The organism is Photobacterium sagamiensis (genome assembly GCF_050337085.1).
GTDB classification, from domain to species: Bacteria; Pseudomonadota; Gammaproteobacteria; order Enterobacterales; family Vibrionaceae; genus Photobacterium; species Photobacterium sagamiensis.
Genome location: NZ_JAKJSP010000034.1, coordinates 57,010 through 80,583 on the forward strand (window position 1 = coordinate 57,010; position 23,574 = coordinate 80,583).

The window sequence follows — 23,574 nt, forward strand, 5'->3', positions numbered from 1 at the left end:
GCTCACTTATGAAGAGATAAGATTGATATAAAAGTTACAGAGTGATTTATAAAATAAAACCCTATCAAACCGCTAAGTATTTTTAAACAAATGTTTTAACTTATGACATAGCGCACTTATCGATATACCCAAACCACCTCAATATGCGAGATTCAGAGCTTCCTCTGGGAATTCAATTCGAACGAAATGTGTGTAGGAATGGCGATCCCTTTCAAACACATTTTGTGAAGAAGTGATTTTCCAGAGGAGCTCCCAAGGGGCGAGTTTCATTGGCTTTTATTCTGCGTTACCCATTATCTAAATAGAACCACTATTCACTCAAATGGCTGCCTTGACTAAAAGCCAATGAATTCTCGCTGAACTCTGCATCTTGAGGTGGTTGGGGTATATGACTATTCTTTATGAGTATATGAATTTTCAGTGTTATTTTGAGTTATACCTAGAAACATAATCACACAACAGGTATAAAAAAATCGAAGTCGATGACTTCGATTTTTGTCAAATACAGTCTTTTTCAAAGTGGTAATCAACGTCAATTATTCTGTCAGATCGGTATCTATCCAGTATTTCGACCCTGAAATATTGGCATCGATCAACAGCCCTTTTTCACCAATCTGATAGATAGCCATTCCACCATTGTATTTAGCGGTTAACTCAGCACTTTCAGTACCCGCAACGACGCCTATCTCTGATGTTGCTTCCCAGCCTTCACTTGCAAAGCTGTCAAAGGTCTTTTGATCTTCAAAAAAGATCACTTGCTGATAAAACTTGCCACCAAAACCAGCGGCCAATCCAGCCCCGAACATCTTCATATAAGTGTGGCTGTTAATTTTACGATTTATCGCAACCCCCGCCCCCTGATTGGTATGAAGCAGCAATGAAAATTGACGCGAATCGAACACCGCATAACCGTAAGCTGCATCAAACAATAACTTTGCGGAAGGCTGTTTATTGAACAACCTAACCAGAGCGGTATCTGCCATGATGTTTAGTGCTTCACGGGCTTCGGCTGGCGTCTCCGGTTCCAACATTTCATCCAGCTTGGCTTCACCGGCATCAAGCCATTCTTTGCCCGTTTCAATAGAACTATCGGTCCACTCACCGGCAGTATTAAATGCGTCTTCCCCCCAATCGGACACTGAATCCCATGTTTCTTTAGAGAAGTCAGATACACTCTCCCAGGCTTGTTTACTGCTTTCGCTGACTTTAGTGCCAATATCTGACGCTGTTTCCTTAAACTTTTCCCAACTCGCATGGGCTGGTAAAGCGAACAGACTCAGTGCAACAACAACGGCTCGGTATTTCACAGCAGCTCCCTCTTTGTAAGGCCGATAGCCAGATAAAGGCTATCGGTATCAAAGTGGCTCAGAAAGAGAAGTTAACCTGAAAAGGAAGGAATTAACCCGATTGGTATTACTTCTGCTTTGGACGGAATGGTTTAATAACTTCCTCATTACACTCAAAGTATGGGCCTTCCATCAGGTCGATACAATAAGGTATAGCAGGGAAAACCGCATCCAGACATTCACGGATAGATTTCGGCTTACCCGGCAGGTTTACAATCAGGCTATCGCCGCGAAGACCCGCTGTCTGACGAGACAGAATCGCCGTCGGTACAAACTTCAGTGATTCAGCGCGCATAAGCTCGCCAAAACCTGGCATCATACGATCACATACCGCTTCGGTTGCTTCCGGAGTCACATCACGCTTTGCCGGACCGGTACCACCCGTTGTCACAATCAGGCTGCAGTTCTGCTCATCGGCCATTTTAATCAATGTTGCTTCAATCACATCTTGCTCATCCGGGATCACTTCATACACCGGCTCCCAAGGTGACGTCAGATAGTCATTCAAAGTATCGATAATCGCCAGACCAGAAATATCTTCGTAAACGCCCGCACTTGCACGGTCACTGACTGTCACAATACCGATTTTCGCTTTGCTCATGTGTTATCCCTCAGACCCTGATGGCCTTGAATGTCAATTTCTGCCCCTACGCCTATACCTGTAGATTTTAAATCTGAGATAGAAAGCATAGAAGTATCAAAAAACTTGTTTGAATGATTTGAAATGCAAGTTTAAGGAATAACGCCTTGAGGTTAAAGAGGCAGGTTCAAGATAATAATATCAATCAATTAAAAATATCTCTTTATTGAAAATTACCGATATGAAACCATCTGCACCGAGGGCAATGTTTGGCATAATATTGCCCAACAATAATCTCAAGGTAATTAATGATGACCTCCCCCTATTTATGCTTTCAAAGATCTGAAATAGCGCAGCCCGAAAGGGGATATGGCCAATATTTTTGTTTGCCATTTTAATGGCTGACATAAATTTTGGCCATGAACGATAGTGCAAACAATTAAGCACGGTGCCGGGGCTGACCGGTTTTGCTTACATCGCCGCCTTAAAGATGGCAGAAATTTCTTCGTGCGTGCCCTGTTTTGGGTTTGTCAGTCCACACGCATCATTTAAGGCGTTATCAGCCAGGGCCGCAATATCTTCCTCTTTGGCCCCCAATTCCTTGAGACCGGCAGGAATGTTAACATCTTTAGACAGTACCTGAATCGCTTCCAGTGCCGCCTCAGCCCCCTGCTCTGCCGTCATATCTGTAACATTTATCCCCATCGCTTTAGCTATGTCTTTTAGACGCTCCGGACAAACCTGGGCGTTGTAGCGTTGTACGTGAGGTAGCAGAACGGCATTACATACGCCGTGCGGCAGATCATAGAGACCACCCAGCTGGTGCGCCATTGCATGAACGTAACCCAGTGATGCGTTATTAAATGCCATTCCCGCCATGAACTGAGCGTAAGCCATTTGCTCGCGAGCCTCAATATTCTGGCCATCGTTTACAGCGGTGCGAAGGTGAGCCTGGATCAGCTCAATTGCCTTGATCGCCACCGCATCCGTCACCGGCGTCGCCGCAACAGAAACATAAGCTTCAACCGCGTGAGTCAGTGCATCCATCCCGGTCGCAGCCGTTAGTGAGGCCGGTTTTGCCACCATCAACTCAGGATCGTTAACCGAGATCAGCGGTGTGGTGTGTTTATCAACGATCGCCATTTTAATATGACGCGCTTCATCGGTAATGATGCAAAAATATAAAAAATAGTAAGTAAAGTAACCAACATCTTTCGGCTTGAGCTCAATTACTCATCGTAATCCCACTTTTCAACAGCCGCGATATACTTATCAATATCATGATCATCGACTGCACCCAAATTGGTCATTTTCTTCAGTGAATCAACCGCGCCTTCAATATAATCCATAAACCGAAACCAAAAGCCAGGATCAGTATGAATTTGGCCATCTGCATCAATATAGCAACATTGCCCCACATGACTATAATTCATCACACGAGCAGGAACACGGGTGACGATATCCTCATTATTCTGGAATCGATGCAGACGATTCTTTGCTTCTGCATTAAAAATTCGAGCGGTAGAACGGGTCATGGCCCGTGGTTGGCCGTAGGTGTAAACCGCGGTAAACTGTTTGTCTTCATTGATATATTTAGCCGCAGCAATTGTTGCCATTGCTCCACCTAAGCTGTGTCCAGCAAAGAAGATAGGACGCCTGTGCTTAGTTCCGTTACTGTCTTTGACTATCGCTTGTTTCAATCCATTCAGATCTTTCTCCATCTCAGACCAAATATCATCAAGCGATTCATAAAAACCACGATGAAAATCACCAAACAATGCACTGACTGCAAATGCCTTTAAATTATCAACCCAGTCACCTATTTCATCAGTACCACGGAACACCACTGCAATGAATGACTCGTGCTCCACCAGCATAGCTTGAGCTGTATTTCGATCATATCCAGTGACATTACGATACCCCGAATCATTAGTTTTAAGCTGCTGCAATATATAAGTTTCATGAGGCTTTTTATTCTTAGTATCGGTATCGCTGTAAACGAGTTTTGACAACTTGGCCATCGCTAATGCATTGTGTCTATCGAGAGCTGACTTGTACTGTTTCACATTAATCATTTTTCAATCCCTGTTAATAGTTAACTTATTGAAATCCGTCCTAGTTAATTAAATGCCATTACAATTCAACCGCAACCAATCTTAACGGTTTTGTGAGCAACTCGATCCTATTGCTAATATTGCAACTGAAGGTAACCATTAAATCTAACGTATACCCAAAAATATAAAAATTCAGGCAAAAAAAACCGCTGATATGTCAGCGGTTTCTTTGAATTTAGCGGAGTGCTTTGGGTATGATGGATTTACTGCTCGCAAGCTCGCGCCCTGCGGGCTAACGGCAGAGCCGTTGTGAACTCGCTGCGCTCGGTTGAACCCTGTCTAGGGTTCCGCATCCCTATCTATCTCTTTCTCAAGTAACAGATGTAAAAAAGCCCCAGCATTTCTGCTGAGGCTTTAGAATGTGGCGGAGAGATAGGGATTTGAACCCTAGATACGCTATAAACGTATGCCGGTTTTCAAGACCGGTGCTTTCAACCACTCAGCCATCTCTCCAGTGCGGCGAATAATACATATGGCTTGAAATACTGTAAAGACTTAATTTCCACACAAGCGCTGACCGTACAATAAACGAACAATGTAGTCACATGCGATGCTCTTCTAAGCAAACTCTCACTTTCAGGCTGATCTCACATTTTGTATAAAAATATAAAATCCGCATTAGCGTCATAAAAACGAGGATTTATTTCACGCTCGTCGTGTAATTCAACAATTAAAACCGAGCCAGAGAAAATGCATGGGGGTTCACACAATTTAACATATGGAATGACAATTGATATCTCCACAAAATCAACCAGTTATGAATTTTCTTTATTCCTTAATTCTGTATATTGAAACTAGAACGACAGTATTCCACCTAGATCTAGGAACCACTCCTGATGTTAGATTCAGTACGTTACGTTGTAACTGGCGTTATTATTGTCCGGTCCTAATTTGCGTAAGGGCTTTTCATCTTAAAGAAGGAGTTTATTTATGGCTAAACGAGTATCTAACAAACGCATCAGAGAAATCCTCAAGGATGCAAAATCTAAAAAGCAATCTTAATTAATAATATCCTGCGGGAGCTTTGTCCCAACGTATAAGCCTCCGATTGGAGGCTTATTTATGGGTCTGTACTGGTTTAAAGCGGATCACCCGATCTATTCACTGCACAACAATATTATTCAACGACGCAAGTACGATTTCGGCCCTGATGTTTAGCCTTATACAGCGCAACATCTGCTCTTGATATCAGCATTTCCAGCGTTTCATCTAACTGTCTGACAGCGACTCCGAAGCTGGCTGTAATTTGTCTTCCTTCTACCGGACCGTCCCATTTTAAATTCTCTATATGATTACGAATCCTTTCCGCGAAATGAAAGGCTCCGTCGAGACCGACCTGAGAAAAAATTACAAACTCTTCACCACCTAGGCGGATCGGAATATCAGCACTCCGACACTGCTCAAGAATACATGACGCAACACCTTGTAACACAACATCACCCTGGCTGTGGCCATAGGTATCATTCACGCTTTTAAAATGATCGATATCTAGCATGATTGCGACGGTGTTAGAGCTATCAATTGTAAAGCACCCGTAATATCCGGGTCTTGGTGTTGCCAAACAAAGTGTAAAACGCGTTTTCGCCCCCTAGTCGGTGATTTCCGAAAATGCTCTGAACCTTGATAACATCTGAAGGCTCTCGGCTACTGGCCTATATGTGACGTAACCATGGTAAGTGTTGACCCCCTTACCGAAGCCGTTATCCTCTCTTAGCGCAGATATCCCTCTCGAAGCCAGGCGCAATACATAGTCGAAAGTGGCATCGGTCAGAGCGATAGTAGAGGTTCTCGGATAGGCACCCGGCATATTGCTAACGCAGTAATGAGTGACACCCTGTTCCTGAAAAACCGGAGCTGAGTGCGACGTTGGGCGTGAGGTCTCAATACATCCGCCCTGATCAATACTGACATCGACAATCACACTGCCTGGTTGCATTGTGCCCACCATGGCTTTTGATACCAGATGGGGGGCACGGCTACCCGGGCGCAACGCGGCTCCTATCAACAAATCGGCGTCCAACAATTCTTGTGCGATTACCTCTGGCGACGACAGAGCCACGCGAAGGTTTCCTGAGGTATCTTGCTTCAGTTCAGATCCGCGGTCGGGGTGCCGGGTAAATATCACCACGTTGGTACCTATTCCGTCGGCGACTTTCGCTGCGTAACGGCCGACAACACCATCGCCAAGTACAACGACCTTCCCGTAACGTTTACCCAGGACACTACCAAGCTGCATCCCTTTGCCTCCCGCAAATTTAGCCAGATAGTAGCTACCTACAGTGACTGCCATATTACCGGCGACGGCACTCATTGGTGCCAGCAATGGAAGCTTTCCTCGTTCGTTCTCAACAGTTTCATAAGCGATCGCCGTCGTTCCGCCTTCTAACAGCGCTTCGGTAAGGGCTGGATCTACTCCGGCAAGGTGAAAATAGGTAAAGAGGATCTGTCTCTTCAGGTAGGGAAATTCACTGGTCAGTGGCTCCTTGATCTTTAGCACCAGCTCGGTATCCCAGGCTGCATCAACCGTTACGATCTGGCACCCTGCAGTTCGATAAGCTTCATCGGCAAAGCCTGAACCATCACCGGCCCCAGCCTCGATCTTCACGGTATGCCCGGCCGCCACCAGCGCCTTTGCCCCGTTCGGGGTCAAGGCAACGCGATTCTCTCTGTTTTTTATCTCCTTGATAACGCCAATGTCCATGCCGAAAACTCCTCGAAATTTTGGATCATACTTTTGAGTGTAGAACGCATATCCATAAAGGAGATGGGGATTGTAAGCAATCGATGGCGGATCTTAATCCGCCGTGGATATCGCGATATCAATATAGATCTTGCGCAGCATGCTCGCTACCGGCCCTGGCTTACCATCACCAATTTGGTAATCATCAATACTGATAACCGGCCAGACAAAAGTGGTTGCAGAGCTAACAAATGCTTCTCTGGCCTCATAGGCTTCCTCGATGGTAAATCTGCGTTCTTCAATTTGAATACCAGCTTCCTCAGCCAGTTGCAGCAGGCTTTTTCTTGTGATCCCATGAAGCACATCGTTGCTAAGGTGGTGAGTCACTAACGTACCTTCTGCTGTAACGATATAGGCATTGTTAGCGCTGCCCTCGGTGACATAGCCATCTTCCACCAGCCACGCATCATCTGCACCAGCAGACAAGGCGGCTTGTTTCGCCATACATGGTGCGAGCAAACCCACGCTTTTAATATCTCGTCGTTTCCAACGGATATCAGGCAATGAAATCACTTTGATGCCTTTTTCCGCTTTCGGGCTTTCCAGCAAACAACGAACCTGAGTAAATAAGACTAGTGTGGGTTTGGTATCAACGGGATAGGCAAAGTCACGATCGCCAGCATTACCGCGGCTAAGCTGAAGGTAAATTCCACCCTCTTCAAGATTATTTAGTTTGACCAGCTCTTTTTGGATAGCCGTCAACATTTCTGCCGTCACCGGCAGTTCCAAATCCAGCTCCCCACAGGATCGCTTCAGGCGCGCCAAGTGGCCGGCGTTATCCACTAATTTTCCATCTAGCACAGCAGTGACTTCATATACCGCATCGGCAAACAAGAAGCCCCGGTCAAAGATAGAGATCTTCGCATCCGCTTCGCTGACATACTCACCATTCAAATAAACAATACGTTCCATAATTTATTTCCTCTTATTATATTTTTTCTAGCACAATTCTCTGTATTTGACGAAAGTTTTAGCCTCATAATGTATGGCTGAAATGACGGAGATGGCAGTAACGCAGGGGAAATAGAGATGAATCTGTCGCGTTAGATGGTCAACGCTATGGAGCAGGGAGTAAAGCTACAAACCATCCTTGAAGATCACCGGTTGATGAAGCCTCTTGATCACGCGTTGTGATCAAGAGACAGACTTCTGGCGACCTTTAGGTGCATTCTATACCGCTTCCGATGTTGATAAGATACTATTATCATCACCGTAGTTATTTGGGATGTAGCCGTCAGCTTTTGGATCATTTTCCCATAACCTTTCATTTATAAGATAACGAAATTGATAACTCTGATTTTTGGGTAGCCTAACTTTTAAGTTATATGTTTTTGTCTTTTTATTTAACTTCATTGGTGTTACTTCCCACTGATTAAAATCAGCAGCAAGAGCAATGTTTTTGATATCGCCTTTAGGCCATTCAAATGTCACTTCTACTTCATCTTTAGTTTTAAAAAATCGTTTCTTGATCATTTTAAATTCCTTTTAAAATTTGTTTTAAACAACAAAATGATAACCAAGTATAAAAAATACATCAACAGTTCTTTAGGTCACGTAGTGAAGTACTCTTTCAGGTTTTTAGTAACATTAGGCTTGACAAGCAATATAGCGGTTTGAATATCACTCACTGTTTTGATCTCTCATTGCTGTAGGTTGGTGCATCTAATATTGACTATTAACTCTAAAATGGTGCAGCGCATGCACCGTCATGGTATGACAGCTAACAACATGAAAATAATAATGATTTTCAATACCCTTCTGAATTAATCATTCCAGAATAACCTTCATCAATTTATAACCTTATTAGTATAAAACTCTGAATACCACATTATTTCGGTTTCCGGAATTTCATGGCATGAGGGTTGCGAAATAAAAATCAGGAAACAAGAAACGTCTATTTATGAATGGCTAGACAAGATGTTAACAATAAGAAAAAGCAGTGGAACCGTAAGTAATATAAAAAACAGTTTAAAACTGAAACACAACATTGTTAATACAGACAGTAATTGACTCGGGGGCGTATCTCCGAACAGGCACACAAATATCCCGGTCAGCTATCTGGCGGCCAGCCGCTACGTGTCGCAACTGCTCCTTTACAGCAGATCATTCATTAAGTTGTTCCTTGCACGCAACGTCCTTTTGGCGCCCTTCCAGGCGCCTTTTTTTTGCCTGTCATTTCGTCGCTCTCTTTTTAATTACCATTTTCTTTATTGTGTCTGTTGATCACGTTTTCGATTGTCATGATTCCGAACATGATTTTTCTTACAAATGACGCAGAGCTACCCACAAAGTAATAATTGGGGTGTCTAGACCAAATGTTCTGTAGTTTTTTATCCAGTTCCGCAGCTTGTTGGGACGTTTCATTTCTTACTGGATTGTTACTAGAGATATCATGCCCACTTGCGGCAGCAGATTCAAAGAAAATGACCGCATCGTAGCGAATGATTTCATTTTCAAAGTTAGAGTTTACTTCTTGAAAAAAATCATCTTCCGTTCCGGGCCAGTAGGCTAGGCCGTCTAATGTCCCTCTATCACAGACGAGAAGTCTATCTGGGTATTTCTTTTGTTGGATGTCTTCTAAATTTTGCTGAAGAGAAAAAATTGTTTTTTGAATATTTTTAAGTACCTGTGTATCACTGGATCGAGTAATACCACCAGAAAAGAGAACGGTTGCAGCCTCTGGGACAGTGGCAAGTTTATCGCAAAGCTCTCTGCGGAAAAGGTCGAGCGCCGTGGTCTTTCCACCTCCGGGACCACCCGTTACTACTACTTTTAGCGGTTTCTTCATAATGACCTCGAGCAGATTGTTGAAAAACTAGGGGCTACAGTTTGATTTCAACTAAAGGGATCTATACCCAAGTAACCTCAAAATGTTCGTTTCAGCGAGAATTTCCAGGCGCTAAGGTCAGGCGCTGATTTGCAGATATAGTCGCTCTACATCAAAAATCAGCAACGCAACATTAGTGCCTGGAAAACTCGCCCTTCGGGAGTGATCCAGCCAGCCCACTTCTGTGTCAAATGCACTTGAAAGGACCAGTCATTCCTTCGCACATTTTCCTTGAATTGAACTGGCTGGCATCACTCTGAATCCGGCATCTTGAGGTAACTTGGGTATATACATAATAACAATAGTGTTCTAGCCATTGATTTAGCAAATAAGTATTTCAAGTATGTAAGGTTAATTCTACGGTCACTTTTTGGTTACAGCGGATTATTAGTACGAATGAAGAGAGAATTGAATGATGAAGTCTGTAAGTGGTTACTTTCATCAAATACCTGATACGAAAAAGCCCCAGCATTTCTGCTGGGGCTTCCGAATGTGGCGGAGCGCTTTGGGTATTAGAGGATTTGAACCCTTGGTTCTCCCTAGCGACAGATGTAAAAAAGCCAGCAATTAAGCTGGCTTCTCTGAATGTGGCGGAGCTGATCTTTATAAAAACGGAGGGATTTACTGCTCGCAAGCTCGCGCCCTTCGGGCTAACGGCAGAGCCGTTGTGAACTCGCTTCGCTCGGTTGAACCCTGTCTAGGATTCTGCATCCCTATCTGTCTCTTTCTCAAGTAACAGATGTAAAAAAGCCAGCAATTAAGCTGGCTTCTTTGAATGTGGCGGAGAGATAGGGATTTGAACCCTAGATACGCTATAAACGTATGCCGGTTTTCAAGACCGGTGCTTTCAACCACTCAGCCATCTCTCCGTTGTGCGGCGGATAATACAGAGCTCGATTCAAGCTGTAAAGTGGCTTATGGCAAATTTATTGTTAACTGCTAAAACTATCATCAACACGAGCAAATATCCCTCACATATATAAGTACTACGCCCGGCAAAACTATCTGTTATGATTTAAGCCGCTTAGGAAAGTCATAATAAATCGGAATAACGTCTTCATTCCCTAGCTCCTGCCATGATGAGACATTAAACCCGAACACGATGATGCCACATGTCGGTACATTTTCGATCTCAAAACCAAGCATATTCACCAGATCATTAATCGCAGGATTATGGCAAACCATCATCACTCGCTCCAGCCGATCATCGGTTGCTTTGATCTGATCGAACAAGTCAAACGCTGATTCAGTATACAGGTCAGTACTAATTTCAAGTTCCGGTGTATTGGCCAGTCTCTGAGCGAAAATCTCCGCCGTCTGCTGTGCCCTGATTGCACTGCTTGTAACAACCCTTTGCGGCGTTGCAAGCAAGGCATTCAACCGATCGACCATTTGGGGGGCATCTTTCATTCCCCTTTTATTCAACGGACGATCATGATCATCCAGCGTCGGATCATCCCAAGAGGACTTAGCATGGCGAAGAAGAAAAAGTTGTTTCATCACTTTCACCTACGGTACTAAGCAACCTTCGAGTTGTTAACACTGAACTTTTTTTCCTGATCGTCCTCCGAATGAGATGCCTGATCACTCAGTACTTCAGCCAGTGTCGAACGGGATAAATGGCCTTCGACATCACCATCAGCGTTAAGTACCGGCAATGGGTGTTCGTTATCAAGTGTTTCAGGGATAACCGCTTCAAGTAGCGCATCGCTTTGTACCGCTGGCACGTTTTCTAATAAAGAAGGATCAATGGCGTTGCTGTAATCGGATTTCTCGACATTTTCCAGGGTTTCCTGGGTAATGACACCCTGATAACCGTCATCATTGATGTAGTAGCCGTAATCATTTTTAGATTTTCTCATCGCTGCTACCGCTTCACCAATGGTCTCTGATGAAATTCGGAATACTTGAGGTTTCATGACGGTTTCCACCGTCAGCGCACGGGCTCGGTTAACATCTTTAACGAAAGCTTCGACATAATCATCGGCAGGATTGAGCAAGATATCAACAGGCTCTCCCTGCTGAACCAGCACACCATCACGCAAGATGGCGATTCTGTCACCTAGTCGCAAAGCTTCATCTAAGTCATGAGTGATAAAAACAATGGTCTTGTGTAGTTTTTCCTGCAGCTCTATCAGCTGATCCTGCATTTCACTACGAATAAGAGGATCCAACGCGGAGAAGGCTTCGTCCATTAACAAAATTTCAGCATCCGTACACAAGGCTCTGGCCAGTCCGACACGTTGTTGCTGTCCACCCGACAGTTGAGCCGGATATTGCTTCTCGTAACCATCAAGGCCGACAGTCTCTAACCAGTTACGCGCCCGCTCTTCACGTTCTTGAGTACTGACACCCTGAACTTGCAGACCATATCCAATGTTTTGTAATACTGTACGGTGAGGCATCAAGCCAAAACGCTGAAAAACCATCGACATTTTATGACGTCGAAAGTCCTGCAACCCTTTTGGGTTAAGACTCATGACATCGGTTCCGGCAACTTCAATCACCCCTTCCGTAGGGTCAATGAGCCGGTTAAAGTGACGAATAAGTGTTGATTTACCAGAGCCTGATAAACCCATGATCACAAATATTTCACCTGGATAAATATCAAGATTAATATCACTCAAGCCTACAGTGTGGTCGGTTTCAGCAAGAATCTTATCTTTTGATTTACCAGCTTTAACCTGTTCAAGTACCTGCTTAGCATTGGGGCCAAACACCTTGTACAGATTCTTCACTCGAATCAGTGGCTTCTTCTCTTCTTTGTTAGCCATTTTAGCGACCTCCTAAATGCTGCTGGGTACGCTTCGCATAACCTTGTGAAATCCGGTCAAAGATAATAGCCAGAGACACAATCGCCAGGCCATTGAGTAATCCTAAAGTAAAGTATTGGTTAGTAATCGACTTTAATACAGGTTGACCTAAACCTTTTACACCAATCATTGACGCAATCACCACCATCGCCAGTGCCATCATAATCGTCTGGTTAATGCCAGCCATGATATTTGGCATCGCTAGCGGGATCTGAACCCCGAAAAGTCGTTGCATCGGGCTAGCCCCATAAGCGGTAGCTGCTTCCAGCACCTCTTCATCCACCAGCCTGATCCCAAGATTGGTGAGGCGAATAACAGGTGGGACCGCGTAAATAACCACGGCAATCACCCCTGGTATTTTACCGATGCCCAATAACATCACCACGGGAATAAGGTATACAAACGCCGGCATGGTTTGCATCACATCCAGCATCGGAGTCACAATCGACTGCACCCGATTTGAACGGGCCATCGCAATCCCTATTGGGATCCCCAACCCAATAGCAACCATAGTTGAAACCAGAATAATGCTCATGGTTCGCATGGTGTTATCCCACATGCCGAACACACCAATCAGCGTAAACGCAACAACAACACCGGCGGTTAACTTCCATGAACGGGTGGCAACGTAAGCAAGTGCTGCCAGTACGCCGATCACCAGCCACCAGGGTGTACCCAGTAATAGTTTTTCAAACCAGATAAGAAACGAGAGCAGCGGATCAAAAAACGCTTCAATGTTGTCTCCGTATTCACGAGAGAAACTTCGATAAGCACCATCAAGTGTTTTTCGAATCTCTAATAACTGGTGACGATCAAGCTGCGGAATTTCCGTTAACCATGATTGATCTGACATAACAATTTTCTATCCTAATAATGCAAAAAGCCCGGACAATCGCCGGGCATTAAATAGGTTTACAGTTCAGATAACGCCTGCTTCACTTTCTTAGCGGTTTCAGGGCTCACCCATTTCAACCAGGTATCTTCATTCTCAATCAGAAATTCTTCCGCTGCTATTTCACCATCCGCCTGGTTATCTTCCATCCAGGCCAGCAGACCATTCATCTGATTATTAGTGAAAGAGCGCGTAGAAAGATAAGCAAGTACTTCAGGTGCACGTTTAGCAAAGGCTTCCGTAACAACAGTATCTACTTGTGAAGGTGGGTACATCGTCGGTTTTGGATCAAGGCAATCAACATTGCTGGTACAAGACTTAAAATGCTCTTCATCAATACCTGAGCCAAAATCAACCTTCACCATTTTATATTTACCGAGTACTGCTGTTGGAGCCCAGTAATAACCGAACCATGCTTCTTCACGTTCATACGCTTTAGCAATAGAGCCAGAAAGACCAGCACCCGAGCCCGGATCAATCAATTCAAAACCGGAATCTTCTAGCTTCATAGCGTTAAACAAATTACCGGCAGAGATCTGGCAGTTCCACCCGGCAGGGCAGCCCATAAATGCCGATTTATCCGGATCTTCAGGGTGTTTAAACAGTTTGGCCTTAGCTTTTACACCTTCAATGGTTGCCAGTGTCGGGTCTTTTTCGACCATATAAGCGGGTACCCAAAAACCTTCTTCACCACCATCAGACAAACTTGATCCCGCGTAACGGATCCGGCCTTCTTTCACACCGCCATCCAACGCTTCTTTCATCGAGTTGCTCCAGAACTCCGGCGCAATATCCGGCTCACCTTTCTCGATCATCGAGGAACCTGTTGCCATGGTGTCACCCGGTACGAGTTCGGCCTCACAGTCATAGCCATGTTCGAGAATGAATTTATCAACATTGGCGATCAGAGTAGCGGAGTTCCAGTTCATATCTGCAATAGTAATTTTGCCGCATTCACTGGCTGATACACCAAATGACGCAGAAGCAAGCATGATCGATGTGGCGAGTATTTTTCGCATATTTATATCCCTGTTAAGGTTTCCATTCCGTTAGGAACCTGCTCAAGATCACAACAAATAAATTTCTGTTAACAATCTTATCGTTTGTATACTAAGTAATTATTGGCGCAGTTGCAAAAAAGACCAGCTAAAAATCAGCATTTTATCTATTTCCATGCAGTAATAATGTTTAGTGATGTAATTATTTGCGATCATTTTTTGTCACTCAAATCACAAAAACACTATCGGAAACGGAAGTATGGCCAATCAATAAAACAACTATTTTTTAACAAAACATCCTGTTAAATCAATGAAGAACCAACGTGACCTGACGCACAAAATCATCAGATTCCTCTGATGCTTGCCAGCTTGCTGAGCATCAATGCAAATGAGAAATTATTACCTAATTACAATTTTTGAGAGATTGATCACGGAATGCAATTAAAGTGCAATCACCAAAATTCTGTAGGCATTTCACAAGATAGGCAGAACTAATATGTGGATGAGTCTAACCAGTTATGACTTGGGCACTAGTCTGTAAAGACGATACCTTGGAATGTACCGCCCAAGACGTCTTTAGCTGATGACAGAGCTCTTGATCATAATACTTTCTGGAACACATCATCATTGGTACAGGCAATCCAGAGCCAACAAGTACAATTTAACTGTATTACATTGGTGAGAAGTTTCATTCACATGAACCAGCCAATGCCAAGACCACTAAGAAAACCAGCAATATGAGCGATATATGCAATTCCATCGTGGCTATACATTGCGCCATAAATATCTTTAAGAAACCAAAATATAATCATCATTAAATAGAGCACCGAAGTGCTCTATTCTGTTTATTGGTATGCATCATTTCAGTGAAACTTAGCCCATTTAACAAATGGGCCTCGCTATGTCTAACAACCCGTCACAGAGCCAGTACACTCTTCAGCCAGAAGAAGTCTTTGCTTGTCGAGTCGGAGGTTGTCTATCACTACACGATCTGTTGCCACACTTTCGGTGCTGTTCTGTCGCATCCTGAAGATCACACGAAAATTCATCTCTCCTGGGCGCTTACGCATTGTGAATGTGATCTCGTCGGGTGATTCTTTCTCTATAGCTGCGACGTTCTTCCAGTCTACCGTTTTAGTATTTGGATCGTCATCAGTAATATCTATCTTGATCTCAAATTCAGAATCGGTAATGGCATGCTCACCCAATGTTAACCGAAATATATAACGCGTTCCGACAGGATCATTTGAAACATCAATATCTGTTTCTGCACTTCGCCAAGATCTCATCCCACCCGATAACAAAAATTCAAGCGCTTGCTTGCCTTCAGGCACTAAATCTTGGTCATTAATAATACTGACCTGACCGTTAGACAAATCCCAGTTGCGACTGCCGTCTTCAAAATCACCATTGTCGATTTCATGCGAGGCACCAAAAAACTGCAGCGCAGTGTTATCAAAAACAAATGACTGCCCGGCACCGCCCTCTACAACATACTCGATGTGTAAGTAATTGGCATCTTTAGGCTTACTTGTATCGACTGACACCAGCTGACCACTATCTCCGGCTTCGGTGGTATTACTGTCCACGGTATTGCTTAATACTGCATTGCTGTCACCCGATTCAGCCCAACCTGTTCGGATAAAGCCCTTGGCCGTCGATGCCTGCTCCGGACGGATGAACGCCGACACTCTAAAACGGCTGTTTTCAAGTGCCAAAGGTTGATAGACGGCTTGGGATAATATTGAGTTGCCCTGAACTTTTGCCCCCTGCCCAGTGACACCATCCGTGAGCTCTACCGCTCCATCACCTTTCTTTTTCCAGCCAGCCAGGCCATTTTCGAAATCAGGATTAGTGAAAATAGTTTTTTTGTCGTGCTTGGCACTCACGATATCATCCAGTTCCACCCAGTCGCCTTCAGGATCAACGGCTAAGAAGGACTTGAACTTCTGCCCGCTCGGAACAGTAAACGGCGAGCGCTGGAATCCAAACGACTGCATGCTGCCGTCATCGCGAAGACCCGATACATGACGTGGGGTAATGGCTGAAAAGAACACGACCTGATTGTCGTCAGAGTCCATATCCCACGACACTTCCGGACGGAAAAAAGTATTTCGGAGCTCAGCAGTGGTTCCCGGCGATATGGCTTCTGCCAGCCCAATAGCACCAAACCAAAAATCCGCAATACCAACGGCTTCCATCAGATAATTTGGATCATTCATAGACCAGCGAGTCAGCAACTTGATGTCATCGCCGCCTGCGCCGTTGAGCATCGCCTGACGCAAGCCATCCCGGTAGGCAAAATAACCACCGACCATCGCGCCTAGCTTACCGTGCTGGCCAAAACCCAGCAGCGCCGGAAAATGGAGAATGTTCCCCGGATGATCCGCTGGCCCATCATTATAGTAATTTCCACTCTCAGCTTCAGGGTTATTGCCTGCAGAAAACGCAGCGAAATAAGGAGAGCCCAAATCATCCGATGCAGCCTGTGTTACCGCGTAATAATTGTTATTTTGCTCTTTCCAATCCGGATCCTTAAAATGGTGCTCCAGGACGAGCGTCCCTCCCATCACAATAAACGCAGCGTGCTTTGACAGTATGACGGGTTCACCTTTTAACCAGTCGTCGTATTTGAAATTAGTCCGGTCATAGACATATGTAGCATAATTGTTGGTCGCACGAGGGTCCTGAGCGGCGCCTAAGTCACCGTATAGCCACGTTTCGTTCGCCATGCCATTATTGTTTCTTTCTGGCCCGAAATCATCCACTCGCCAGGTAACTGTCTGGCGCGCCCGGATCGTGTCACTCGAGCGGACAAAGACTTGCTGTAAATAAGCTAAGGCTTCTGCAATTTTTTCATTGTCCGGGTACATTTCAGCCGCTTTGTATACTGCAGGAAGAAACTTCATGCTGGTATACACTTGTGGCTGTGGATTTGCCGTATTGGGGGTACCGTCAGTTTCGTATTGTCTGACAAAGTGGCCGTCAACCGTCTTCAAACCGCCTTGGCCATCATCTTTTAGCCCGGCGTGACGTTCAATAAGAAGCTCGATCAACTCTTCGATCTCATGGTCCGGGTTGACCTTGTCTGCCGCAAGCAGCAGGTAAACCGCCCAACCAACCGTATCTGCTATTGGCGTCGTATTTGGATTAGTCCCAACTCGCTGGAGCTTCCGGTGCAAAAAACCATCAAACGGTGTAAAATTGTTAGTGGTAGAAAAGTTATCTGATGAGATTAAGCTCTTTATCGCTGTGACATATTGTGCCAGTTCGTCACGCAGCCATCCCTGGTATGACAGTTTATCGTCAAGCTTATCTGCCAGAGTAAATACCTGCCCGTCAGAATAAAGTATTTTACCGTCAGCTGTGGTAGTGAAATCCAACACATTGCTGATGTTAAAGTTGACCTGCTCGGGCGAAAAAGTATTATTTTTTCTTACCTTATCCTTCGGAACAAACAAAAATTCCGTGTCGTCATTGTTATCTCTTGTCAGGTAAAGCCCTGCTGCCGAGTCACGGCCAAACACCCGGCTAAAGCTCAATCTTGATAGATTACTATCCTTGTATACTGTGGACAGACTCTCTTTCGTATTCTGACTATCTTCCGTATGAGGAAGACGGTAAATGGTATCGTCTGTCAAAACGTAAAGATGCTTGGCAACCATATCAAGTGCGATATCTTTAACGGCTTTAGGTGTTGAAATATGATCAGGTTCTTCTATCGCTCCCCCTAGATAGACACTATTACGATCAGCATTATAACGGTATACCCCTGTATCACTGCCCACGTACAACTGAGAGGCAAAATAGCTCATACCATAATGCGATTGAGGACTCTTGGATATCGAGCTGAGCGATACACGATCAAAAACAGATAGTGTTTCAGTATTTATGTTCAACGCTAATATCGCGTCCTTATCGTCACCCGTTTGACTATTACATACTGCAATATAGAGGAATCGACCGGAAGGGGTAAATGTCATACCACAGATAGGTGCATCGTGTGCCAATCCCATATCAGGCAAGAGTGGGCTAATCTCACTGGCACTAATAGTATGCAAGACAGACTTGGATATATCACGTATTTCAATGGCCATCGAAGACGCGTTTGCAACAGCGTAGTAGCCAGCCACTTTGGCCGCCGCAACAAGATGACTCTGCTCTTCCTCGAAAGGCCAAGCCTCAACTAAAACCTCAAGGTCGGGATCTGGCTCTGGTCCTGGCTCTTCTGGCCCGGATCCTGGCTTGTAACCTGGCGTCCCAGCCTCTCCCCCGCCTCCCCCGCCACAGCCACCTAGTGCAATTGCCAGTAATAGCCCGCCAATCAGCTTTCGGCTTAGACAACCTTGATAAGGAAAATTTGAATTCATACGACCTCTTTAAATAACGCTTTATAGTTATTACTTTATGCTTCATTACATTACGCCCTGCTAATGCAACATGTTGGCTATGAGCGTTATTTAAGAATTAAACGTCAAAGCACACGCTATAAATATCCCCCCGAACTCAACCCCCTCTATAGTCCGCACAAGGTCATTGAGGCTGGTACTGTCTCAACCGGCCTGGTCACCACTTCGACATCAAATGATGTTCTAGCGTGTTGCACCGTACAGGCTTTGTGCAATTCCAACTTATAGACAATGCCACCTAAGTAGAAAATGCGTCACACCAATCACGAGAGAAATATTAAGGACTCCATTATAGATACGCGCAATATAAACGTTTCTATGATTATCTACAATACCCACCTAAATCGAAAGAAACCAGCTATCCATCACGATCCTTGTCGGATAACTGATTTAACAAACGAGACACTTAATAAAAATGTCAATAGATTGAAGCTCGTCACAGTTACAAAGCTCGAGGTCACGAAAGCCTCTTCATGAAATCACTCTTTCAGGCTTTTAAAGCCTAACAATTCACAGCATTAGTTGACTAGACAATGCTGCATCTTCTTCCGTTCCCATAGAAGCGATTTTGAGTAAACAAATCACCCCATTGATTGTGAAAACCCAATTTTTATTATATTAACGGAAAATAGAACATTCTGAATGTATGGGCGGCGCTCTATATAAACATTTCTACTAAGGTTGTGCGTAAAGGGGGGGAATACAGCGAAATAACCTCAGTGTGAAGCTGGCAAAAATGAGCGAAATTCATTTGGATAACAAAACACGCTGGTAAGTTGGAGTGCAATTTCGTGTGATAGACAACATTTCGACGTTTTTACAGAGACATGTGTATCACCAATTTGGGGTGAGTGACTTGCGTTGTATCAGATGTCATGGGTCATCTCAATACAGATGAAATAGAGAGAGGCCGCAATGCTGCGACCTCATGGTGCTGTTCTTAGAGTAACCGCTGAATTGCGGATTAATTGAAGCCAAACTTACCGTTGGTGTTTTTCCAGTCTGACTGGGCAGGGATGGTTTCAATGGTGTCCCAGTGCTCAACAATCATGTCATTTTCCAGACGAAACAGGTCATAAAATGCCACGTGCTGTTTTAGGAATTCGCCTTCACTGATAGAAAGTACAAAGTTACCTTCACCTAAAATTTTGTGGTTTCGGGTGTACACCATCGGCATACCTTGCTTCGCAAGCTCACCAAGTGCTGCACCTAAACCACTCAGGCCATCGGCAACACCTGGGTTATGTTGCAGGTAGTCTTTCTCTTCCGGACCAATAAAAGTACCGATTTGCGACATCTCGCCGTTGATCAGAATGGTTTGAACAAAGTTTGCAACAATCGACTTGTTCTGCTCAGTTTTATTCAAGTCTTTGATTTCTGTAGAACCATCAAACTGAGTGCGGCCACTTGCATTTGCAGGAGCCATTTCTTGTAGGTTATCCCAGTGCTCAACGATTTGACCATTTTCAAAACGGAACACATCAAAGCCTGCTTTAGGACCGAAGAAGTCATATTCGGTATGAGTTACAACATAATCGCCGTCTTGCATTGCACGTTTAACGCGTGCTTTGGCACTGCCTTCTGGTAACTGCTGCATAACCGCACCGAAACCAGCCAGACCGTCTGCAACAGCCAGGTTGTGTTGAATGTATTTGTTTGGATTGATGTCGCCAACTGGCTCTGAAGCACCTGTTTCGATGCTCGAAATCAAAGCTACCGCCTTCTCTTTGTTAGACATAGATGCTGTATCTGCAGCCGCTGTTGTACAGGCAGCTAGGCTAAGAGCGCCAGCCGCAATTAGAGTTCGGTTAAAAAAGTTGGTTAGTGATAGTTTCTTCATTGTCTTGTCCCCTTGTTTGGTTGAGCACAATATTAGTCACTATCACTTACGGGGGGCAGAGTGGATATGCGCCCCAAAATGGTATAAATCGAACCTCTAAGTACTATTGATCGTTAAAGTTAAAATTACATTCAATTTTAGGGCGTTATGATCAAAGCATCGTCTTATAGCACAGGTTGAACATACTTCTTCTGGAACTGGCTTGGGGTGAAGTTTGTATGCTTTTTGAAATACTTTACGAAGTTACTTGCGTCTTCAAAGCCGAAGTCATACGCCATTTGCTGAGTCGTTACACTGCTAACGACGAGACGTCGTTTTATCTCTACGATCGTGTAGGCGTCGATAAGCTGCTTAGCCGTAAGATCGGTCGCGAGTTTGCACACCTGGTTTAAAGTCTTGTAGGTGGTATTTAACTGATGGGCGTACCAGTTCGCATCTCTTATTTTGCTGAAATGAGAAAAAAGTAACTCCAGAAAACGGGCAAACTTAATGCTCTGTTCTTGCGAGAGTTTATCGTGGCGCGTTTCTGGTCTTAAACGGTGTAGAATTAATGAAAGTGAAGAGAAGAGGTACATCACAATCAAAGGATCGGATTGAGGATGTGCAATCTCTGTGATGATTTCGCTGATTAATGTGTGGCAGCGCTGGTTATTTTCTTTGTCCAGTTTTACCAGAGGAGTATGGTGACTATTAAGATGGGTGGGTGTGTAGTTTGGCAAGCGCATATTAGCATGAACTTGATCTAAAAATGCCTGAGTAAAGAGTAAAACCTTTCCCTTTGGTTTAGATGAAAAATCAAAGGCATGAACTTGTTCTCGCTGAATAAAAACAAATGAACCGGATGAGAAAGGATAATCTTTAAAATCCACCATGTGCGAACCTTCCCCTTCTTCGATGTAAACAAGAAGAAAAAAAGTGACACGATGGGGTTTTTCGGGGTTACTAGCGAGGTTGCGTTGATAAAGTGATTCAAGCTCAACCATTTCAAATTCAGCCTGATCGGTTTTACTGTGATTAAAACCAATTTCGGGGATCTGCATTCCTCTCTCCATGCACTACAGCGTGTGGCTAGTGTAGTGACTGGAGAGAAAGAAACAAGAGTTAAACTGTTGTGCCTATTATTAAATATCCAATGACAGATAATGTGGCAAACAGTAAAGTAAACGGTAACTGAGTGCGAAAGTGCAGTTCCGGTTCACAGTCGGCGGCAGAAGATGCCACGATGATCGAATCTGAAATAGGCGAACTCTGATCACCAAACACTGCTCCCGAGATCACAGCCCCAATCATCATTGGTACAGGTATCCCCATGTTGACCGCCATTGAGATCCCGATAGGTATCAAAATACTCACGGTGGCACCCGAACTGCCCGTTGAGAATGAAATCAGCATCCCAATAATAAATACCACACTTGGCACGACCCAAAGCGAAAACTGCTCAGAAACCAATCCGGCTAAATACGTACCTGTACCAAGCTGACCGATGATATTACTTAGCGTAAAGGCAAGTACCAGAATGATCACTGCCGGTAAAATCTGTTTGAAACCGTCCAGTACCCAGTTCATATATTGACTAAATGCGATACCAGCGACTTGGTAAGCCAACGCCGAACCGAACAGGGAGATAAAGCCACTCCAATAAATGGCATCTCCGACATTCCCTTGCGCTGGATTCCCATCACCAGTTACCAGCGTGATCACAATAATTGAGCCCAATAGCAAAATTAAGGGAAGCATAAGCACTGCTATAGAGGTATGGTTCTGTGGCTCCGCTGACTGAGGCTCAGTGCCCTGAGCAACGTTCTTGTGATCGACATTCTTTTGATCAACATCGTGAGGCCCGGATTTAAAGTCGTGCTGACATATTGCAAGAAAAGGCACAGATGCCAATACCAATATGGTGTAATACTGATAACTCACCGCGGAGAAAACATAATCCATCGGTTTTCCTGTTAATACACCATTTTCGATCTGAATGGCTAACAGGCTGGAAAGAAATACGCCTGCACCACTGATGGGTAACAGCCACGCAAGAGGTGATCCTGTACTATTAGCGACAAGCGCCAGTTTCGCTTTCGAAACATTGTGCTTGGCAAAAAGCGGACGCCCTACTAATCCAACTATCATCATCGACCCAATACCTTCTAAACACATTAGAAAGCCCGTCAAAAAGGTCAGAAGCTGGGCACTTCGTTTAGAGTTCACTATATTTCGCTGAACAGTCAGGCTATAAATTGCCTTCTGAATCGCGCCAGATTGTTGCAGTACATTGATAATCGCAGCAATCATAGTAATAAAAATCAGGCTTTTCACTGCGCTGATGGAAGTAAACGTCGTCGCAATGGCATCAAAACTTTGCGTCACACCAACAAAAAGTGAGCCGTTAAGCAAAATGGTGCCCGCTAAAATGCCTGAAAAAATCGACAAATACGCCTGCCGGGTTACGATTGCTAGCGTAATCGCTAAAAGAGGAGGACATAAAGTCAACCAAGTATTCATTACTGAAACCTCAAATCAATTCATTGAGGTCAGTTTAAAGAGAGCACAAATTCTTACACGGTCATTATTCCCCTAAAAATGGTAGATATCGAACCAAATGTTGGATATAGAAAAGCTCGTCCGTAACGGAGCGAGCCAGTGCGATCATGAGTTTTCAGTTATCCACACAGTGGAATTAGTTATCGAAGATAAACGCTGAATCAGCCAGTGCCTGCTCAGGAGTGCGTGTTACCTGATAATCAGGATACAGAGCGGTTGTACGTAGTGTCTCGTCGGTGAAAGAAGCTAGTTTACCAATGACATAGATAACGTAATTGATCCCCCAGCGCTCGCGATCTGTCTCTGCACCTTTCTTCGCCGTCACCTCGTCGCCAGCAGTGTTTCGGGAATCAGTGATAAATTCTGAAGAAAAATGTTCATATTCAAATGGATGATCCGGGAAGTTCTTTTTAAGCTCCGCCAGCATTTCTGTTTGAGTAAGCACGTTGTAATCCATCTGAACACATTTGTTAAGAG

Annotated in this window: 17 protein-coding genes, 2 tRNA genes and 3 pseudogenes; 1 reads left to right on the top strand and 21 read right to left on the bottom strand. The window is 44.4% G+C overall.

The genetic code is table 11. The annotated features are described in order from the left end of the window. Nucleotides 1–536: 536 nt before the first annotated feature. The 9 genes and pseudogenes from L4D76_RS16945 to L4D76_RS16985 form a co-directional block, all read right to left on the bottom strand. Entirely contained in the window at nt 537–1,307 is a 771-nt protein-coding gene (locus L4D76_RS16945) for a lipid-binding SYLF domain-containing protein (RefSeq protein WP_428442080.1), read from the bottom strand. Between the two features lie 106 nt (nt 1,308–1,413). Further along, nucleotides 1,414–1,947: a molybdopterin adenylyltransferase gene (gene mog / locus L4D76_RS16950; protein WP_428442081.1), complete on the bottom strand. Its 534-nt coding sequence runs from the start codon at nt 1,945–1,947 to the stop codon at nt 1,414–1,416. Between the two features lie 450 nt (nt 1,948–2,397). Beyond that, nucleotides 2,398–3,105 (bottom strand): annotated as a pseudogene (locus L4D76_RS16955) (dehydroquinate synthase/iron-containing alcohol dehydrogenase family protein); the annotation flags it as partial. Nucleotides 3,106–3,155: 50 nt separating this feature from the next. Next, nucleotides 3,156–4,001: a lipase family protein gene (locus tag L4D76_RS16960; RefSeq protein WP_428442082.1), complete on the bottom strand. Its 846-nt coding sequence runs from the start codon at nt 3,999–4,001 to the stop codon at nt 3,156–3,158. Nucleotides 4,002–4,402: 401 nt separating this feature from the next. Beyond that, a tRNA-Ser gene (locus L4D76_RS16965) sits at nt 4,403–4,493 on the bottom strand. Nucleotides 4,494–5,157: 664 nt separating this feature from the next. Then, the gene (locus L4D76_RS16970; protein WP_428442083.1) at nt 5,158–5,601 is read right to left on the bottom strand and encodes a GGDEF domain-containing protein; all 444 of its coding nucleotides are present in this window, start codon (nt 5,599–5,601) and stop codon (nt 5,158–5,160) included. A 27-nt stretch (nt 5,602–5,628) separates the two neighbouring features. Then, nucleotides 5,629–6,741 carry an alanine dehydrogenase gene (gene ald, locus L4D76_RS16975; RefSeq protein WP_428442084.1) on the bottom strand — a complete coding sequence of 371 codons (1,113 nt, stop codon included), beginning with the start codon at nt 6,739–6,741 and terminating at the stop codon, nt 5,629–5,631. A 93-nt stretch (nt 6,742–6,834) separates the two neighbouring features. Further along, nucleotides 6,835–7,692 (bottom strand): D-amino-acid transaminase, encoded by an 858-nt coding sequence (locus L4D76_RS16980; protein ID WP_428442085.1) that lies wholly within the window; start codon nt 7,690–7,692, stop codon nt 6,835–6,837. A 258-nt stretch (nt 7,693–7,950) separates the two neighbouring features. After that, complete coding sequence (locus L4D76_RS16985) at nt 7,951–8,253, bottom strand: isoamylase early set domain-containing protein (RefSeq protein WP_428442086.1); 303 nt, start codon at nt 8,251–8,253, stop codon at nt 7,951–7,953. 533 nt (nt 8,254–8,786) lie between these two features. Here L4D76_RS16985 and L4D76_RS16990 point away from each other — a divergent pair. Further along, nucleotides 8,787–8,870, top strand: a pseudogene (locus tag L4D76_RS16990) (amino acid ABC transporter ATP-binding protein); the annotation flags it as partial. A gap of 101 nt (nt 8,871–8,971) precedes the next feature. On the opposite strand, the gene L4D76_RS16995 reads toward L4D76_RS16990, so the two are convergent. The 12 genes and pseudogenes from L4D76_RS16995 to L4D76_RS17050 form a co-directional block, all read right to left on the bottom strand. Next, entirely contained in the window at nt 8,972–9,568 is a 597-nt protein-coding gene (locus tag L4D76_RS16995; protein WP_428442087.1) for an AAA family ATPase, read from the bottom strand. An 817-nt stretch (nt 9,569–10,385) separates the two neighbouring features. Continuing rightward, nucleotides 10,386–10,476 (bottom strand) — tRNA-Ser (locus L4D76_RS17000). A 139-nt stretch (nt 10,477–10,615) separates the two neighbouring features. Further along, nucleotides 10,616–11,107 (bottom strand): SixA phosphatase family protein, encoded by a 492-nt coding sequence (locus tag L4D76_RS17005; protein WP_428442088.1) that lies wholly within the window; start codon nt 11,105–11,107, stop codon nt 10,616–10,618. 17 nt (nt 11,108–11,124) lie between these two features. Continuing rightward, complete coding sequence (locus L4D76_RS17010) at nt 11,125–12,381, bottom strand: quaternary amine ABC transporter ATP-binding protein (RefSeq protein ID WP_428442089.1); 1,257 nt, start codon at nt 12,379–12,381, stop codon at nt 11,125–11,127. A gap of 1 nt (nt 12,382) precedes the next feature. Further along, the gene (locus L4D76_RS17015) at nt 12,383–13,273 is read right to left on the bottom strand and encodes an ABC transporter permease (protein WP_428442090.1); all 891 of its coding nucleotides are present in this window, start codon (nt 13,271–13,273) and stop codon (nt 12,383–12,385) included. A 59-nt stretch (nt 13,274–13,332) separates the two neighbouring features. Continuing rightward, nucleotides 13,333–14,331 carry an ABC transporter substrate-binding protein gene (locus tag L4D76_RS17020; RefSeq protein WP_428442091.1) on the bottom strand — a complete coding sequence of 333 codons (999 nt, stop codon included), beginning with the start codon at nt 14,329–14,331 and terminating at the stop codon, nt 13,333–13,335. A 671-nt stretch (nt 14,332–15,002) separates the two neighbouring features. Then, entirely contained in the window at nt 15,003–15,125 is a 123-nt protein-coding gene (locus L4D76_RS17025; RefSeq protein WP_428442092.1) for a rhomboid family intramembrane serine protease, read from the bottom strand. 90 nt (nt 15,126–15,215) lie between these two features. Beyond that, nucleotides 15,216–18,680 carry a hypothetical protein gene (locus L4D76_RS17030; RefSeq protein ID WP_428442093.1) on the bottom strand — a complete coding sequence of 1,155 codons (3,465 nt, stop codon included), beginning with the start codon at nt 18,678–18,680 and terminating at the stop codon, nt 15,216–15,218. A gap of 1,003 nt (nt 18,681–19,683) precedes the next feature. After that, nucleotides 19,684–20,559 carry a nuclear transport factor 2 family protein gene (locus L4D76_RS17035; RefSeq protein ID WP_428442094.1) on the bottom strand — a complete coding sequence of 292 codons (876 nt, stop codon included), beginning with the start codon at nt 20,557–20,559 and terminating at the stop codon, nt 19,684–19,686. Nucleotides 20,560–20,723: 164 nt separating this feature from the next. Further along, on the bottom strand, nt 20,724–21,599 hold the full coding sequence (locus L4D76_RS17040; RefSeq protein WP_428442095.1) for a helix-turn-helix transcriptional regulator: 876 nt from the start codon (nt 21,597–21,599) through the stop codon (nt 20,724–20,726). Between the two features lie 61 nt (nt 21,600–21,660). Beyond that, nucleotides 21,661–23,058: a Na+/H+ antiporter NhaC family protein gene (locus L4D76_RS17045; protein WP_428442096.1), complete on the bottom strand. Its 1,398-nt coding sequence runs from the start codon at nt 23,056–23,058 to the stop codon at nt 21,661–21,663. 175 nt (nt 23,059–23,233) lie between these two features. Beyond that, a pseudogene (locus tag L4D76_RS17050) lies at nt 23,234–23,574 on the bottom strand (aromatic alcohol reductase); the annotation flags it as partial.

Coding starts and splice junctions, on each gene's coding strand:
- L4D76_RS17010 (WP_428442089.1), bottom strand. CDS start 12,381: ATGGCTAACAAAGAAGAGAAGAAGCCACTGATTCGAGTGAAGAATCTG.
- L4D76_RS17025 (WP_428442092.1), bottom strand. CDS start 15,125: ATGATGATTATATTTTGGTTTCTTAAAGATATTTATGGCGCAATGTAT.
- L4D76_RS17005 (WP_428442088.1), bottom strand. CDS start 11,107: ATGAAACAACTTTTTCTTCTTCGCCATGCTAAGTCCTCTTGGGATGAT.
- L4D76_RS17045 (WP_428442096.1), bottom strand. CDS start 23,058: ATGAATACTTGGTTGACTTTATGTCCTCCTCTTTTAGCGATTACGCTA.
- L4D76_RS17040 (WP_428442095.1), bottom strand. CDS start 21,599: ATGCAGATCCCCGAAATTGGTTTTAATCACAGTAAAACCGATCAGGCT.
- mog (WP_428442081.1), bottom strand. CDS start 1,947: ATGAGCAAAGCGAAAATCGGTATTGTGACAGTCAGTGACCGTGCAAGT.
- ald (WP_428442084.1), bottom strand. CDS start 6,741: ATGGACATTGGCGTTATCAAGGAGATAAAAAACAGAGAGAATCGCGTT.
- L4D76_RS17015 (WP_428442090.1), bottom strand. CDS start 13,273: ATGTCAGATCAATCATGGTTAACGGAAATTCCGCAGCTTGATCGTCAC.
- L4D76_RS17030 (WP_428442093.1), bottom strand. CDS start 18,680: ATGAATTCAAATTTTCCTTATCAAGGTTGTCTAAGCCGAAAGCTGATT.
- L4D76_RS16980 (WP_428442085.1), bottom strand. CDS start 7,692: ATGGAACGTATTGTTTATTTGAATGGTGAGTATGTCAGCGAAGCGGAT.
- L4D76_RS16985 (WP_428442086.1), bottom strand. CDS start 8,253: ATGATCAAGAAACGATTTTTTAAAACTAAAGATGAAGTAGAAGTGACA.
- L4D76_RS17035 (WP_428442094.1), bottom strand. CDS start 20,559: ATGAAGAAACTATCACTAACCAACTTTTTTAACCGAACTCTAATTGCG.
- L4D76_RS16995 (WP_428442087.1), bottom strand. CDS start 9,568: ATGAAGAAACCGCTAAAAGTAGTAGTAACGGGTGGTCCCGGAGGTGGA.
- L4D76_RS16960 (WP_428442082.1), bottom strand. CDS start 4,001: ATGATTAATGTGAAACAGTACAAGTCAGCTCTCGATAGACACAATGCA.
- L4D76_RS17020 (WP_428442091.1), bottom strand. CDS start 14,331: ATGCGAAAAATACTCGCCACATCGATCATGCTTGCTTCTGCGTCATTT.